Source organism: Nocardiopsis sp. NPDC006198 (assembly GCF_040613895.1).
Lineage (GTDB): Bacteria > Actinomycetota > Actinomycetes > Streptosporangiales > Streptosporangiaceae > Nocardiopsis > Nocardiopsis tropica.
The window spans coordinates 1-14,795 of sequence record NZ_JBEXSY010000101.1; the positions used below are offsets into that span (position 1 = coordinate 1).

General features: G+C 73.6%; 13 protein-coding genes. 3 read left to right on the plus strand and 10 right to left on the minus strand.

The genetic code is table 11. The annotated features are described in order from the left end of the window. Nucleotides 1–453: 453 nt before the first annotated feature. Nucleotides 454–1,752 carry a tyrosine--tRNA ligase gene (gene tyrS / locus ABZ234_RS32805; protein ID WP_344186024.1) on the minus strand — a complete coding sequence of 433 codons (1,299 nt, stop codon included), beginning with the start codon at nucleotides 1,750–1,752 and terminating at the stop codon, nucleotides 454–456. A 215-nt stretch (nucleotides 1,753–1,967) separates the two neighbouring features. Between tyrS and ABZ234_RS32810 the strand changes: the two genes are divergently transcribed. From ABZ234_RS32810 to ABZ234_RS32820, 3 genes are all read left to right on the plus strand, one after another. Next, nucleotides 1,968–2,210 carry a hypothetical protein gene (locus ABZ234_RS32810; RefSeq protein ID WP_355014636.1) on the plus strand — a complete coding sequence of 81 codons (243 nt, stop codon included), beginning with the start codon at nucleotides 1,968–1,970 and terminating at the stop codon, nucleotides 2,208–2,210. Beyond that, nucleotides 2,203–2,811 carry a TetR/AcrR family transcriptional regulator gene (locus ABZ234_RS32815; protein ID WP_355014637.1) on the plus strand — a complete coding sequence of 203 codons (609 nt, stop codon included), beginning with the start codon at nucleotides 2,203–2,205 and terminating at the stop codon, nucleotides 2,809–2,811. Before ABZ234_RS32810 ends, ABZ234_RS32815 begins: the two co-directional genes overlap by 8 nt. 419 nt (nucleotides 2,812–3,230) lie before the next feature. Continuing rightward, entirely contained in the window at nucleotides 3,231–3,920 is a 690-nt protein-coding gene (locus tag ABZ234_RS32820; protein WP_267948956.1) for an HNH endonuclease family protein, read from the plus strand. 49 nt (nucleotides 3,921–3,969) lie between these two features. Here ABZ234_RS32820 and ABZ234_RS32825 read toward each other — a convergent pair whose 3' ends face one another. The 9 genes from ABZ234_RS32825 to ABZ234_RS32865 form a co-directional block, all read right to left on the minus strand. After that, nucleotides 3,970–4,380 (minus strand): hypothetical protein, encoded by a 411-nt coding sequence (locus tag ABZ234_RS32825; protein WP_355014642.1) that lies wholly within the window; start codon nucleotides 4,378–4,380, stop codon nucleotides 3,970–3,972. Between the two features lie 245 nt (nucleotides 4,381–4,625). Further along, nucleotides 4,626–5,849 (minus strand): L-2-hydroxyglutarate oxidase, encoded by a 1,224-nt coding sequence (lhgO, locus tag ABZ234_RS32830; RefSeq protein WP_355014638.1) that lies wholly within the window; start codon nucleotides 5,847–5,849, stop codon nucleotides 4,626–4,628. Nucleotides 5,850–5,975: 126 nt separating this feature from the next. Further along, nucleotides 5,976–6,431 carry a DUF742 domain-containing protein gene (locus tag ABZ234_RS32835; protein WP_355014639.1) on the minus strand — a complete coding sequence of 152 codons (456 nt, stop codon included), beginning with the start codon at nucleotides 6,429–6,431 and terminating at the stop codon, nucleotides 5,976–5,978. Further along, on the minus strand, nucleotides 6,421–9,063 hold the full coding sequence (locus ABZ234_RS32840) for a nitrate- and nitrite sensing domain-containing protein (RefSeq protein WP_355014640.1): 2,643 nt from the start codon (nucleotides 9,061–9,063) through the stop codon (nucleotides 6,421–6,423). Before ABZ234_RS32840 ends, ABZ234_RS32835 begins: the two co-directional genes overlap by 11 nt. 273 nt (nucleotides 9,064–9,336) lie before the next feature. Continuing rightward, on the minus strand, nucleotides 9,337–10,254 hold the full coding sequence (locus ABZ234_RS32845; protein ID WP_330157765.1) for a cobalamin biosynthesis protein CbiX: 918 nt from the start codon (nucleotides 10,252–10,254) through the stop codon (nucleotides 9,337–9,339). A 157-nt stretch (nucleotides 10,255–10,411) separates the two neighbouring features. After that, nucleotides 10,412–11,008 (minus strand): ATP/GTP-binding protein, encoded by a 597-nt coding sequence (locus ABZ234_RS32850; protein ID WP_267948950.1) that lies wholly within the window; start codon nucleotides 11,006–11,008, stop codon nucleotides 10,412–10,414. Beyond that, nucleotides 10,989–11,483, minus strand: a complete 495-nt coding sequence (locus tag ABZ234_RS32855) for a DUF742 domain-containing protein (RefSeq protein ID WP_267948949.1) — start codon at nucleotides 11,481–11,483, stop codon at nucleotides 10,989–10,991. The genes ABZ234_RS32850 and ABZ234_RS32855 overlap by 20 nt, the downstream gene beginning before the upstream one ends. Continuing rightward, complete coding sequence (locus ABZ234_RS32860) at nucleotides 11,480–11,914, minus strand: roadblock/LC7 domain-containing protein (RefSeq protein ID WP_267948948.1); 435 nt, start codon at nucleotides 11,912–11,914, stop codon at nucleotides 11,480–11,482. Before ABZ234_RS32860 ends, ABZ234_RS32855 begins: the two co-directional genes overlap by 4 nt. A 1-nt stretch (nucleotide 11,915) precedes the next feature. Then, the gene (locus ABZ234_RS32865; protein WP_355014641.1) at nucleotides 11,916–14,444 is read right to left on the minus strand and encodes a nitrate- and nitrite sensing domain-containing protein; all 2,529 of its coding nucleotides are present in this window, start codon (nucleotides 14,442–14,444) and stop codon (nucleotides 11,916–11,918) included. Nucleotides 14,445–14,795 lie beyond the last annotated feature (351 nt).

The window sequence follows — 14,795 nt, forward strand, 5'->3', positions numbered from 1 at the left end:
GCTTTTGTCCGAATGGACTAGGCTTTTGAAGCGACTCCCTGAGTTTACATGGCCCGAACAGTGCTCGAACCGCGTGATCCAGAGAAGAGATTGTGTCGCCCGTCGCGGACCGGCGCCGAGTCTTCCCAGTGGAAGCTCGCCGTGCCGCAGCGACTTTTTCGAGTATAGGGAGGGTGGGGGCAGACGTCAAGTCAGAGCCCGGAGCCGATGTGGAACCGGCGCTCCGGGACCCTGTCGCCCCGTCCCGGGCGGCTTCTGAAGGCCCCTGACGTGCCCGGTTCCCGTTCCGGAACCGCGTGTCACGTCGCCTGTTGTGCCAGACAACGACGATCGTGCCCGGGAGATTCCCGGCCGAAACCCCCATGCGGCCGCAAAGTTTCGTGGACGGCCCGCCCCGGACACAGCCGTGGGCCGGCGCCCCTGGAGGCGCCGGCCCACGGCCACAGCACGTCGTCAGCCGTCGAGGACGACACCGCCGATGTTGCGCTTGCCCTTGCGCAGCACCACGTAGCGCCCCTGGAGGACGTCGGCGGTCCCGAGCCTGGCCTCGACGTCGGTGACCTTCACGTTGTTCACGTAGGCGCCGCCCTCCTGGATGGCGCGGCGGGCGGCGGACTTGCTCGGCGTCAGACCGCTCTGCGCGAACAGGTCCGCGACGAGCAGGCCGTCGACCGGTCCCGCGACCTCGGCCCTGGGCACCTCGGCCAGCGCCGCATCGAGCGTCCGGCCGTCCAGCTCGGACAGGTCCGCCCGGCCGAACAGCGCCAGGCTCGCCTCCCGGACCTTGCGGCACTCCTCCTCGCCGTGGACCAGCGCGGTGAGGCCCTCGGCCAGGGTGCGCTGGGCGGCGCGGGCCTGGGGCCGCTCCTCCGTCTGGCGCTCCAGCTCGGCGATCTCGTCCTCCGAGAGGAAGCTGAAGGTCTTCAGGTAACGGACCACGTCCCGGTCGTCCGCGTTGAACCAGAACTGGTAGAAGGCGTACGGCGAGGTCAGTTCGGGATCGAGCCAGATGGTGCCGGACTCGGTCTTGCCGAACTTGGAGCCGTCGGCCTTGGTGAGCAGGTTCGTGGTCATCCCGTGCGCCTGGCCGTGCGGCTCGTTGCCGTCCATCCGGCGGACCAGGTCCAGGCCCGCGGTGATGTTGCCCCACTGGTCGGAGCCGCCGGTCTGGAGGGTGCAGCCGTAGCGCCGGTAGAGCTGGACGTAGTCGTAGGACTGGAGCAGCACGTAGCTGAACTCGGTGTAGCTCATGCCCTCCCCGTCGAGGCGGCTCTTGACCGTCTCCCGGGCCAGCATCTGGTTGACGCTGAAGTGCTTGCCCACGTCGCGCAGCAGCTCGATGGCGTTGATCTCGCGGAGCCAGTCCCCGTTGTTGGCGAGCACCGCGTCGGTGGGCCCCGCCTGCTCGCCCTCGGGGGTGAAGCGCAGGAACGCGGAAAGCTGCCCGGCGAGGTTGTCCACCCAGCCCCGGACGGTGTCCACCGAGTTGAGCCGGCGCTCCGCACTGGGCTTCGGGTCGCCGATGAGCCCTGTGCCCCCGCCGACGAGCGCGATCGGACGGTGCCCGGCCTGCTGGAAGCGCGCGAGGGTGAGGATCTGGGTGAGGTGGCCCACGTGCAGGCTGCCCGCCGTCGGGTCGAAGCCGCAATACAGGGTGATCGGACCATCGGCGAGGGCCTTGCGGAGTGCGTCAAGGTCGGTCGTCTGCGCGAGCAGGCCGCGCCACTGGAGTTCGTCGATGATGTCGGTCACTGTGTTGCTCTCTGTTGTGTAGGCGGGCCCCGGGGCCCGATCTGCCTCGGAGTCTAGGCGGAATGCCGCTGGGCATCACGTGGTTTTCCCCCTCCCCCACGCTATCGGCTGCGCCGGCGCCCCTGGTCGCACGGTCCGGCCGCCCCGGAGCGGGCCTCCCGGTGGGCCCGCGCTCCCCGTTGACACCTTTGGCTAATGCCATTAGCGTTCTGGCTATGAAGATAAGCCATATTGGGAGGACCGTGCGCGGCCTTCAGCGCCCCCTCGGCGGGACCGCCTGCGGCCTCCGCGGAGCCGGGAGCCTCAGTTCCCCCGTGGTCTTCGTGCCCGGCGTGTTCGACCACCGCCCCTCCGTCCGCCTCGTCGGTGCGGGCGCCGCCGTCGCGGCCCGGGAACGGCCCGGCCCGGTCGTGCCCGCCGTGGAGGCGCTGGCCGAGGGGGGCGTCGCCGGTGCCTAGGGCTGGGCTGACCCCGGCGGTGGTGGCCGAGGAGGCGGCGCGGCTCAGCGACGAGGAGGGTTTCGACTCCCTGTCACTGGCCGCGGTGGCCAAACGGCTCGGGGTGGCCACGCCCAGCCTGTACAAGCACGTCGACGGGCTGCGGGGACTGAGGCGGGAAGTGGCGCTGCTGGGCGCGAACGGCATCGGCGAGGAGGTGCAGCGTGCCACCGTGGGCCGGGCCGGGCCGGAGGCCCTTCGGGCGACGGCCGACGCCTACCGCCGCTACGCGCACGCCCACCCCGGGCGCTACCTCGCCCTCCAGCAGCTGCCGGTGCTGGCCGGGGCCGGGGCCGAGCCGGCCACCGACCCCGTACGGGTCCTGGCCGCGGTCCTGAGCGGGTTCGGTATCGCCGAGGACCAGGCCGTGCACGCGATCCGGGCGCTGCGCAGTGCGCTGCACGGGTTCGTGGACCTGGAGACGCGCGGCGGTTTCGGTCTGCCCGAGGACGTGGACCAGTCCTACGCGCTGCTGGTGGAGGGGTTCGTGCGCGCCTTCCAGGAGTGGCCGGCCACCTCGCCCGGCACGGGTGCGGCACCCGGGGACACGAGGCGGGGGTAGGCGATGCCGGCCGGCCCCTTCGGAGTCGCGGGCATCGTCAGGGCGTCGCGCCCGGAGCTGCCCATGGGGGGCGCTCCTGGTCGCGACGCAGCTGCCTGACCTGGTCTTCCTTCCGCTGGCGGTGCTGGGGGGTGGAGTGAGCGCCGGTCCCGGCCGGGACCGTCCTGTACGCGTGGCGCACGCTCCGGGACCGTCCGCACCGCACGCGGGCCCTGCTCCACAGCATCGGCACCGGCCTTCTCCTGGCGGGCTCGTTCGTGTACGACCTCACCGCCTCCTTGGTCCTGGGCCCCGGGACCGTCCCGGGTGAGGGATTCCTGACCCCGGACGGAGTTCCCGCAGGGTGGGGGCATGGGCCAAGCTGGTGGACACGACCGTTTCGCCCCCGTGTGGCGCCCGACCCGTTGTGGAGTCCCCTGATGCCCAAGAAGTCGTCGAAGATCGGCGGCGCACTGTCCGCCGTGGTCGGCGTGCTCGCCGTCGCCGCGTTCGTCCTGTACCAGCTGGGCGTGATCGACCTGGCGCCCGAGGGCGCCGCCGAGCCGCAGGGCGGCGACGCCACGGCCTCGGAGCCGTCCGTGGAGCAGGCCCGCTCCCAGCTGGAGGAGCTGCGGATCGAGGAGGAGAACGACCCGCCCGGGTACGACCGCGCGCTGTTCCCCCACTGGGACACCGGCGTCCAGGAGAACTGCACGACCCGTCAGGCGGTCCTGATCCGCGACGGCGACGCCGTGGAGACCGACGAGGACTGCAGGCCGGTGTCCGGGTCCTGGTACAGCGCCTACGACGGTGAGACCTTCACCGACCCGCAGGACATCGACATCGACCACATGGTCGCCCTGAAGGAGGGCTGGCGCTCCGGCGCCCACGCGTGGACGACCGAGGAGCGCGGCCGGTTCGCCAACGACATGGACTCCACCCAGCTGTGGGCGGTGAGCGCCTCGACCAACCGGTCCAAGGGGGACGCCGACCCCGCCGAGTGGATGCCCCCGCTGGAGTCCTCGCACTGCGACTACGCGGTGTCCTGGATCGAGGTCAAGCACGTGTGGGACCTGACGGTGGACCCGGACGAGGAGTCCGCTCTGCGCGACATCCTCTCCGGTTGCTGATCCGCCCGGACGAGGGTGCGGGGCCCCGGTCGACCGGGGCCCCGCCCGGTCAGCCGGAGTCCTTGCTCGGCGCGATGCCCCCGGCCGTGGCGAGGAGCTCCTCCTGGCCGACGAGGCCGGAGGAGTCGCGGACCTCCACCGCCACGCCCTTCGCGGGCGCCCAGAACACCTCGGTCTCGCCGCGCAGGGCGGTGTGGCCGTTGTTGTCGAACTCCTCGAGCGCCCAGTCGGGCGAGCGCTCGTGGTACTCGGTGAGGAAGTCGCGGACGGCGGACAGGTCGGAGAGCGCGGAGCCGCGCATGACCAGGACCTGGAGGAGGACCCTGACCCCTCCCCCCTCCATCGTCCTCTCCCAGACCCGGGTGGAGAAGGACACGTCGCCCCACTCGTAGTCGAAGTCCGAGACCGAGGTCCGGTCGTCGATCTGTGCGGGCAGGTGCCCGATGCTGAAACCGTCCAACTCTCCCCCTCGTGGGCTGGTGGCGGCCGGGGCCGCCGTGAGTGCGAGCGCGAGCGAGGTGGCGAGGGCCACCGCGATCCACCTGGCAACGGACATGTTCACCTCCGGCGACGGTCGTGGGACCGTCCCGGACCACCGCTGTCTCTCATGGTGGGGCGCTGCGGAAGCCGCTGCCAGAGCGTTCTCCGGCCTGTGGACAACCCGGGCCCGGCGCTCGCGGGAGCGGCGCCGGACCGGGTCGTGTCCTACCCGCGGGGCGGGTGCACGAACGTGTCCGTGAGGAACTCGGCGATCGCCAGTGAGGAGGTCGCCGCGGGCGAGGGGGCGTTGCGCACGCACACGACCCGGCCGTGCGTGTCCACCCGGAAGTCGTCGAGCAGGGCGCCGTCCCGGCCCAGCGCCTGGGCGCGCACCCCCGCCGGCGCCGGGCGCAGGTCGGCCGCCGCCAGCTCGGGGAGGAGCTTCCTGGCCTGGGAGGCGAAGGCGGCGCGCGAGGCCGACACGAGGGTCTCCCTGGCCCCGACCGCCCAGTGGCGGCGCGCCAGCCGCCAGAACCCCGGCCACGACAGGGTGCTCGCGAGGTCGCCGGTGCTCAGGTCGCGGGCGCTGTAGCCCTCCAGTGCGGTGGCGAGGATGGCGTTGGGGCCCGCCATGACCTCGCCGTGGACGTGGCGGGTGAGGTGCACGCCGAGGAAGGGGTACCGCGGGTCGGGGACCGGGTAGAGCAGCCCGTTGACCAGGTGGCGGCGTTCGGGGACGAGTTCGTGGTACTGGCCGCGGAAGGGCACGACCCGCGGGTCGTCCGCCGCGCCGGCCATGCGTGCGAGACGGGCGCTGTGCAGTCCGCCGCAGGCCACGAGCCGGTCGAACCGGTGGACGGACCGCTCCCCGCGGGGGTCTCCCGTGAGGGCACGGACCCCGTCGTGGTCCTGCCGCAGGTCGATGACGGGGGTGTTCAGCAGGACCCTGCCGCCGGAGCGGCGGACGTCGTCGGCGAGCTGTTCGGCGACGGCCACGAAGTCGGTGACGGCCGTGTGCGGTGAGTGCAGCGCACCGGTCCCCGCCGCGTGGGGCTCGATCTCGCGCAGGCCCCCGGGGCCGAGCCGCGTGACGCCCGGGACCCCGTTCTCCCGGGCCCGGCGCCCGATGTCGTCCAGGCGGGCCTCGTCCTCGGCGTCCACGGCGACGAGGACCTTGCCGACCTCCTCGTAGGGCAGGCCGTGCTCGGCGCAGTAGTCCTTGAGCAGCCCGACCCCGCGGCGGCAGAGTGTGGCCTTGAGGGAGCCGGGGCGGTAGTAGAGCCCGGCGTGGACCACGCCGCTGTTGTGTCCGGTCTGGTGCGCGGCCACCCGGTCCTCCTTCTCCAGGACCGTGACCCGGGTGCCGGGGCGGTGGAGGACGAGTCGTCGTGCCAGGGCGAGTCCGACGATCCCCGCTCCGATGATGCCGATGTGTTCGGTGCTGCGCATGGCGGCACGCTAGCAACCCCGGCCGGGGCCCGCGCGGGCGGGGACGGCCGGTGGACGCGTCCCCGCCGGGAACCGCGGGGACTCCCGGAGGCCTCGCCGGCGGAGACTCCCTCCGAGGGCCCGTGGTCAGAGCGAGCGCAGGCCGACGAGGACGGCGTGCAGGATCTCCCCGCTGCCGAGCGGCCGGGAGGGACCGCACCGCTGGAGCGCCCCCTCGGCGACCATGGTGGAGACCATGCACCTCACCTGGCCGACCGGCAGTCCCACCTCGGCGGCGAGCTCGACCACGGTGCGGGCGCGCAGGGCGTGTTCGAGGACGGCCTCGCGCTCGGGCCGCAGCCACTCGCGCCGACCGGGGGTGCGGGCCGCCATGACCAGTGTGAGCAGGTCGATCCCGTGCGCGTCCGGGTCCTCGAGGTCCCCGCCCCCGGGGTCCCCCGCCGCCACCGCGAACGGGCGCAGGAAGCGCTCCCCTCCGGGTTCGGTCACGCGGTCGGCACACCCCGGCGACCGGGCCGGGCCCGGCCCCGGCCCGGGGGTCCGTTCGGCGGGACGGCGGGCGCGGGTTCCTTCAGTGCTCACCGTGTCCCCCCGGCGGTGTCGGCACGGACATGCGGGGGCCGTCGGCGCCGTGGGGGCCTTCCTCCCGGCGCGGGGCCGACCGCTTGGGCAGCGCGGGCTGCCGGGGGCCGCCCGTCTGCGCCGGTTCGGGGCGCCTCTGCGGGAGGGGGCCCTGCGGCCCCGTCCGGACGCCGGGACCGTTCGGCCGCAGGCCGTGCTGGGGGCCGGTGGTCCGCGTCGGCGGAGCGGGGTCTCGGGGGTCTCCCCGGTCGGGAACGGCGGAGGGGGCGCCCCCGCCGCCCCCGGGTGCGGCGTACCCGGGGGCGCGGTCGGGGCCTCCCGGCGCGGACACCGGCGGGGCCGTCCGGGGGATCCACCTTCCGCCGGGGTCGACCGGGTCCCACGGCCCGTCGGCGCGGTGGGCGCTCGGCGCCCCCCTCGGCCCGCGGTACCCGTAGGCGGGGTCGGCGTCCCTCATGCCGTCCGGGGGCGAGGGGACGACGCTCTGCGGACCGCTCCGGCCGGGGTCGGGGACGACACTCTGGGCGCCGGTCTGCCAGGGTGCGGGCACGGGGCTCTGCGGGCCGCTCGGCCCTGTCGGCCCGAAGCCGGCCGAGGGGTGTGCGCCGGTGTCACGGACCGCCTGCTGCGAGCCCGTGACCGTCACCGGGTTCTCGACCGGCTCCAGCAGCGACTCGGGGAGGAGCGCCGTGGCCCGGGTGCCCCCGTAGGGGGACGGCCTGAGCCACACCCGTACGCCGTGCCGCTCGGCGAGGCGGGCGACGACGAAGAGTCCCAGGCGGGGGTCGTCCGGAAGCGCCATCACGTCGAACTCGGGAGGACGGCTGAGCGTCCGCTCGGCCGCGGCGTAGCCGTGGTCGGACATGCCCAGGCCGCGGTCCTCGACCTCGACCACCAGCCCCTCGGCGGTCGGGGTGCAGCTGACGTCCACGGGGGTGCCCGCCGGGGAGAACTGGGTGGCGTTCTCCACCAGCTCGGCGAGCAGGTGGACCACGTCGGCGACCACCTGGCCGTGCATGAGCACACGGGGGGCGGACGTCAGGCGGACGCGCTCGAAGTCCTCGGTCTCGGCGATGGCGGCGCGCAGCACGTCGACGAGCGGGTGCGGCTGCCGCCAGCGCCGAGCCGACTGCCCTCCGCCGAGGATGATGAGGTTGTCGGCGTAGCGCCGGGCCCGGGTGGCCATGTGGTCCAGGCGGAACAGGCGGCGCAGCGCCTCGGGGTCCTGCTCGTGGTACTCGATCTCGTCGAGGAGGCGCAGCTGCCGCTGGACCAGGTTCTGGTTGCGGAAGGCGATGCCGAGGAAGGCCCGGTTGGCGCCCCGCCTGATCTCCGCCTGGCGCACCGCGGCCTCCACCGCCGTGAGCTGGGCGCTGTCGAAGGCCTCCGCGACCTGCCCGATCTCGTCGTCGCCGCACTCGTCGAGCGGCGGCAGCTCCTCGTGGACGTCGACCTTCTGGCCGCGCTGGGCCCTGTCGACGATGTCGGGCAGGTCCTCGTCCCGCTCCAGGATCTGTCCGCGCAGGCGGAGCAGGCGCACGGTCAGGCGCCGCGAGGACCTGCTCACCACGGCGATGGCCACCACCCCGCCGGCGAGGACCGTCCCGGCCGCCGCGATGCCCAGCGACACGCGGAACAGGGCCGCGCTCCACGCCATGTCGACGGTGCGCTCCGCCTGGGCGAGGGCCAGTCCGTCCAGGGCGGCCACGGTCCGGGGGGACGCCTCGTCCCACTCCTCCGCGCCGACGTCGACGGAGGTGTTCAGTTCGGAGGACGCGGACTCCGCCTCCGGCACGTCGGGGTCCGGCACGGTCTCCCTGAGCGGGGACCGTGTGACCACCTGGCGGCTGAGGTCCTCGGTGCGGGTCCAGGCCTCCGAGGCGGTCATGTCCTCGTAGTGCTCCCGCACGCTCGGGTGCATGACGGGCGCGGCCGACTCCAGGGTGTCCCGGTAGGAGGCGGTCAGGTAGGTGAAGTGCGCCGTCTCCTCGTAGCCCATCTCCCCCCGGGCGATGCTCCCGGCGAGCAGGGCGTCGGCGGTGGCGCTCTCGGCCCTCGCGCCGAGGAGCTCGCTGGTCAGGACCGCGTCGGTGAGGTTCGCACCGCCGTCGGTGGTGTGCACCAGGGCGGTGGTCGCGTCGGTGGTGACGTCGAGGATCTCGCCGAAGCGGAGGAGGGTCTCCTCTCGCACGGCGGCGTGCTCGTCGATGCGCGTGCGGATCCCGGCGAGGGACTCGGGACTCTCCGTGACCGCGGACGCGCTGCGCCGGACCTCGTCGTCGCGGGTGCCGCGCAGGCGCTCGGCCAGTTCGACGGCGGAGGACAGTGCGGCGTCGGTGGCCGCCCTCTGCTCGTCGAGCGCGGCGGAGGCCTCCTCGTCGGGCCCGCTGTTCTCGAAGCGCCCCTGGTAGACGAGGGAGAGCCTGCGTTCGAGGCGCAGCTCCTCGGCCGCGCGCGAGAAGACCTCGGTCCCCTCGCGGGCCTGGTGGACCGCCCCCATCAGCTGGACCGCCTGGACCGTGCCCACTGCGGCCACGACGAGCCAGAGCGCCAGGAAGCACAGGCTCGGGATGAGCACGATGCGGGTGAGCTGTCCTCGGATCGTGGAAGCGTTGTCGCGGTTTCTGCGCATGGCCCCCTCCGGCCTGTGCGGATGCCGGGGCCCGGGAGGGCGCCTCGGCGGCTTTCGGCCCTGCCGAGGCTATCGAAAAATCGTTGCCGTATGCTGTCAAATGATCACTAGCAGTTGCCTTTTCTCTCGCGCGACATCCCGTCGGCTGTGCTAGCACAGCCGCCCGGGCTCGGCGAACCCGCAGGTGGGAACGGCGAAGGGGCCGCCCGTGGCAACGGGCGACCCCTTCGCGACCCTCTCCGGTGCCCGCGGGGGCACGGCGTGTCGCGCCCCTCAGGACTCCGGGCGGTGCCGGGAGCCCACGGGGGCGGGCAGCTCCTCGGCCGTCGGCGGCTGCTCCACGCCCAGCGAGTTGAGGACCTCGGCGTAACGCAGGGCCGCGATCTTGCCGAGGAGGCTGTCCGCGCCGAGAGACGCGCCGAGCCGGGCGCCGAAGCGCGCCGCGATCGCCTCCATCCTCTCGACGGACAGCTCGGGGCCGAGCGCGCTGGGGGCGATCACCGGGCGGCGGCAGCCCCCCTGGCGCAGCTGGCCGACGATCTGCTCCACCGAGGCCTCGTTCTCCAGGTCCGCGGGCAGCACGGTCAGGCCCAACCGGGCGGCGAGCAGGACCGCGGTCACCCCCGCGGCCCCGACGGCGCCCTCGCCTCCGACGGCTCCCACCACGACGCCGTCCGCCATGGTGGTGTTGCGGGCGACCACGCTGATCAGCCTCATGCGGTCGGCCCGGACGTATCCGGCCTCGGCCAGGCGCAGGTGCAGGACCTCGGCGAGCATCGGGTGCGGCCCGAGCCCCTCGGTGACGCGCACGTCGGCGCCGGTCCGGACGGCCGCGTCCTCGATCGCGGCCGAGACCCTCCGGTGCGGAGCGGTCACCAGGGGAACGACGACGCCGCCCAGGGGCCTTTCGTCCGAGGGGCCGAGGTCGGCGAGCGCCTCGGCCAGGGTCTGTTCGTCGCCCTCGACGTGCCCGTAGCGGATGGTCACCTCGGGGCGGTAGGCGCGCACGAGGTCTGCCATCCGGGCACCGATCGACTCGCCGTCGGCGCCCCTGGCCTGTTCGGCCGTGCCCGGGACCGCCATGATCAGCGCGGGAGTGCCGAACCAGTTGTCGAAGGACAGCGGGTTGCGGTGGCGGCCGGAACGCCGCTTGGGCAGTTCGCGTGGGGGAAGTCGGTCAGAGTTTCGCATACCAGGATTCAGATGAGAGGCGGATTGGGGTGCCCAGTCGGAAGAGTGGTCGTCGGACGCGACATTGTAGCGTTCAACACCATATTCACGGGCGTGTCTCCTGAACGTATACCGAGGCGTCCCCCAGGTGGGGGGCCGGGGGGACGCCTCGCCCGGATCAGCCGCTCATGGCGGGGCTTCGGCCCTGGATCACGTGGGTGACCAGCTCCACCAGCACCTCCTTGCAGGATTCCCGGTCACGCGCGTCGGCCATGACGATCGGCACCTCCCCGGAGATGTCCAGCGCCTCGCGGACCTCTTCCCGGCAGTAGTCGGCGGACGCGTCGAAGCGGTTCACCGCCACCACGAAGGGCACGCCCCTGCGCTCGAAGAAGTCCACCGCGTGGAAGCAGGTGTGCAGGCGGCGGGTGTCGGCCAGGACGATCGCCCCCAGGGCCCCCTCCGCCAGTTCGTCCCACATGAACCAGAACCGGTCCTGGCCGGGGGCGCCGAACAGGTACAGGACGATGTCGGGGTTGATCGTGATCCGGCCGAAGTCCAGCGCGACCGTGGTGGTGGTCTTCTCCTCCACCCCGCCGAGGTCGTCCACCCCGTAGCTGGCCTCGGTCATCACCTCCTCGGTACTGAGCGGGGTGATCTCGCTGACGGAGGAGACCAGGGTGGTCTTCCCCGCGCCGAAACCCCCGGCGACGATGATCTTGACGGCCTGCGGGATCGCCTCCGGCGGCCGGTTCTCAGAGTCTGCGGATGCCATCGAGTACCGCCTGAAGTACTTTCTTCTCGGGAAGCCGTGTGACCGGCGCGGACGCGCGGGTGCGCACGTCGCCGGCGGCGACGAGGTCCCCCAGGAGCACCCTCACCACCGTCAGGGGAATGTCGAGCCTGGCGGAGATCTCCGCCAGCGATATGGGTCTGCGGCACAGACGCATGATCGCCTGGTACTCGGGTTCCAGGGCCCGCTCCTCCCGGTCCCGGGCGGCCACCACGATGGTGATCATGTCCAGTCGCGGCCCCGTGGGCGGCCGGGTGCGGCCCCTGGTCATGGTGTAGGGGCGCACCAGGGACCCGGCGGGGGCGTCTCCGACGCCCGCCGAGGGCCCCTCCGATGTCGGGTGCCCCCTCCCCCGGTTCCACGACGGCGCGGGTCGCCGGGGGAACGGACCGGTCGTCGGCCTGCCGGGGGCGGGACCGGTCCACCCCGTCCCGCGCTGTTCCTCGGAGGTGTTCACGAACCGGTACCTCCCATGAAGCTGAGCCGCCCCGGCCTGCGCGGCGCGGCGGTGAGGAACTGGCCCACCCTCTTGATCCGCAGGTTCATCTCGTAGGCCACCAGGCCCACATCGGCGTCCTCCCTGGCCAGTACGGCCAGGCACGCGCCCGCCCCCGCTGCGGTGACGAAGAGGTAGGAGTGCTCCATCTCGACCACGGTCTGACGGACGTCGCCGCCGCCGAAGTGCCGTCCCGTGCCCCGTGCCAGGCTCTGGAAGGCCGATGCCAGCGCCGACAGGTGCTCGGCGTCGTCAGAGGCCAACCCCCGCGAGCGTCCGAGCAGCAGCCCGTCGGCGGACAGCACGATCGCGTGCTCGGCGCCGACGACGCGGTCGACCAGGTCGTCGAGGAGCCAGTCCAGGTTGTCCGCGGCGTTGCTCTTGCCCACCATCTCAGTCGCTCTCTCCCGTGTGATCGTCGGCTCTGCCGCCGACCTGACCGTCACTGTCGTGTTCGCGGCCGTCGGCATCGACGTCCGCCTCCCGTCCTCGCCGGGTCCCGGCGCTGAAGGCGTCCATCATCCGGCGCGCCTGTTCGGGGCTCCTCTGTGTGGGGCCTGGGGCATCCGGGGTCTCCCGCTCCGGTTCGATCTCCTGTCTGAGCTGGGGCGCGAGACTGGCCTGGCGCCTGCGTCTGGGAAGCCCCTCCCGCTCGGGCCCGGCCCCCACGAGGCCGCCGTGCGCCGCTCCCGGGGCCGGATCGGCGGCGGTCGCGGGCCGCACCGCCACGGGGCCGGACGGGTCCGGGTCGGCCACGGGCTCCGGGACCCTGCGCAGGGGCGGCGGGTTCCGCGTCCCCTGCTCGTCGGTGTCGCCGGCCCCGTCCCGGTGCGGGGGGACCGGCCGCAGGACGGGCCTGGCCCGGCGGGGCGCGTAGCCGGTGTCGAGCAGGTCGGAGTCCGCCTCCGACTCCTCCTGCCGGCGGCGCTCCCGGGCCGCCTGGCGCGCGGCGACCGGGGGCCGCTCCGGAGCGGCGGAGGAGGCGGCGACCAGCGTCCCCGGGATGAGCACCACGGCCCTGGTCCCCCCGTAGGGCGAGGGGCGCAGCTGGGCCTTGATGTCGTGCTTGACGGCGAGGCGCGCGACGACGAACAGGCCCAGGCGCGAGTCCGCGCCCGGGGCCATCACGTCGAACTCGGGTGCTTCGCTGAGTGTCCTGTTGGACGTGTTCAGGACGTCCTCGGGCATGCCGAGTCCCCGGTCCTCGATCTCGATGGCCACGCCCTTGGGCACCGACTCGGTGGCGATGGTGACCTCGGTGTGCGGCGGCGAGTAGGCGGTGGCGTTCTCCACGAGCTCGGCGAGCATGTGGATGACGTCGGCGACGGCCGCGCCGGCGAGCGCCAGGTCCGGCACGGACGTCAGCCTGACCCTGGCGTACTCGTCGGTCTCGGATATGGCGCCCCGCAGGATGTCGATGAGCGGGACGGGGTGGCGCCAGCGCCGTCCGGGCTGGGCCCCGCCCAGGATGATGAGGTTCTCGGCGTGGCGGCGGCCCCGGGTCGCCAGGTGGTCGAGCTGGAAGAGGCTCTCCAGCAGGTCGGGGTCCTCCTCCTCGCGTTCGACCCGGTCCAGCAGCTGGATCTGGCGTTGGAGCAGGGACTGGTGGCGGTGGGCGATGCCGAGGAAGACCCGGTTGACCCCCGCGCGGATGTCGGCCTGCTTGACGGCCGCGCCGACGGCGGTGCGCTGGGCGATGTTGAAGGCGTCGGCGACCTGGCCGACCTCGTCGTCGCCGTGGTCCAGCTGCTTCAACTCGGTGTCGATGTCGACCTGGTCGCCCGCCTCCAGGCGGCGCACGATGCGGGGCAGGTCGCTGCGGGCGGATCCGAGGGTGTCGGCCCGCAGCTTGGCGAGCCGGTGGGTGAGGCGGCCCGCCGAGCGGGCGGCGACCCCGTAGGCGACGGTGCCCGCGAACAGGGAGGTGATGCCTCCGCCGAGGGCGAGCGTGAGCATCCAGGTGCTGGCGTCCTCGGTGGCCGTGACGACGGAGGCCGTCCGGGCGGCGGTGATGCCGGCCAGGTCCGCGTTGACCTGGTCCGCGACCTGGCGCCAGTCCTCGAGCCCCGCGGGGGGCTCGGGATCGCGGACCACCTCCGCGGTGAGGGGGTCGACGCTGACGGGCGCCTCGTGGAGGGCGAGGGTGTCGGCGATGCCGAGGGCGTCCTGCCACGCGCCGCTCCCGGCCAGGGCCGCCAGGGCCGGCGGTTCGCGGTCGTCGGGCGCGGCGCCCGGGTGGACGGTCTCGACGCGGTGGCGGGCGTCGGCGGTGAGCTCGGCGACCCGGGTCTGCTGGTCGCGGTCGAGGTCCCCGCGGGCGATGACGGCGCTGACGAGGGCGTCGGCGTGGCTGAAGCTCTCCTGGGCCCACATCAGGTCGGTGGCGGCCGAGGCCTCCGAGGAGGCCGGTCCGTTGTCGAGGGCGCGCGCCGTCCCGGCGTAGAGGCGGATGCCCTGCTCGATCGCCCCTGTGTAGGCGCCGACGGTGCTGTCGGCCCGCCCCGGGGCGGCGAGGGTGTCGGCGCGCAGTTCCTGGACGCGCGTCAGCGAGTCGAAGAAGTCCGCGGTGAGCGACTCGGTCGCCGGGTCGTCCAGGTCGCCGAGGGTGTCGCGCAGGTCCCGGACCCCTTCGAGGGCCTCGTCGGTCAGCTCGGCCTCCTCGACGAGGGCCGCCCGCGTGTCGGCCCCGGGCGCCGCGATGTACTCCGCGGTCAGGCGGCGCTCCTCCTGGAGGAGGCCCAGGGCCGCGGCCAGCTGGATCCCGGCGCGTCCCTCGCCGACGGCGGCTCTCAGGGAGACGGCCTGGGCGAGTGTGGCGGTGCTGAGCACCACGAACAGCACCAGGAAGGTGATGCTGGGGATCAGCACGATCTTGTTGATCTGCGCCCTGATACCGCGGCCGGCGCCTCCCGACTGCCCCATTGCGTTCCTCCCACGGACTGGTCGCGGGCACCGGTCGGGTGTGGCTGCGCCGCGTCCCCCGAGGCGTGCCCAGGGCCGCGTCATTCGGGGGTCGGTCACGGTGCGCGCAGGGGGGACCACGCATGGTGCCCGCAGACTCAGGACGCTACAGCACCCGGGCGGCGGGCGCGGGGGGAATGCCGAAATGGATATCCCGCGGTGGGAGGGATCGCGGAGGCGGTCGTGGAACGGGGACGCGCGAACGCGCGGGGGCGCGCACCGGGCGGGGAGGGAGGGGCCGTCCCAGGGAGTTCGACGTCGACGAGGCGCTGGAGTGCGCCATGCGCGTCTTCTGGGAGAGGGGCTACGAGG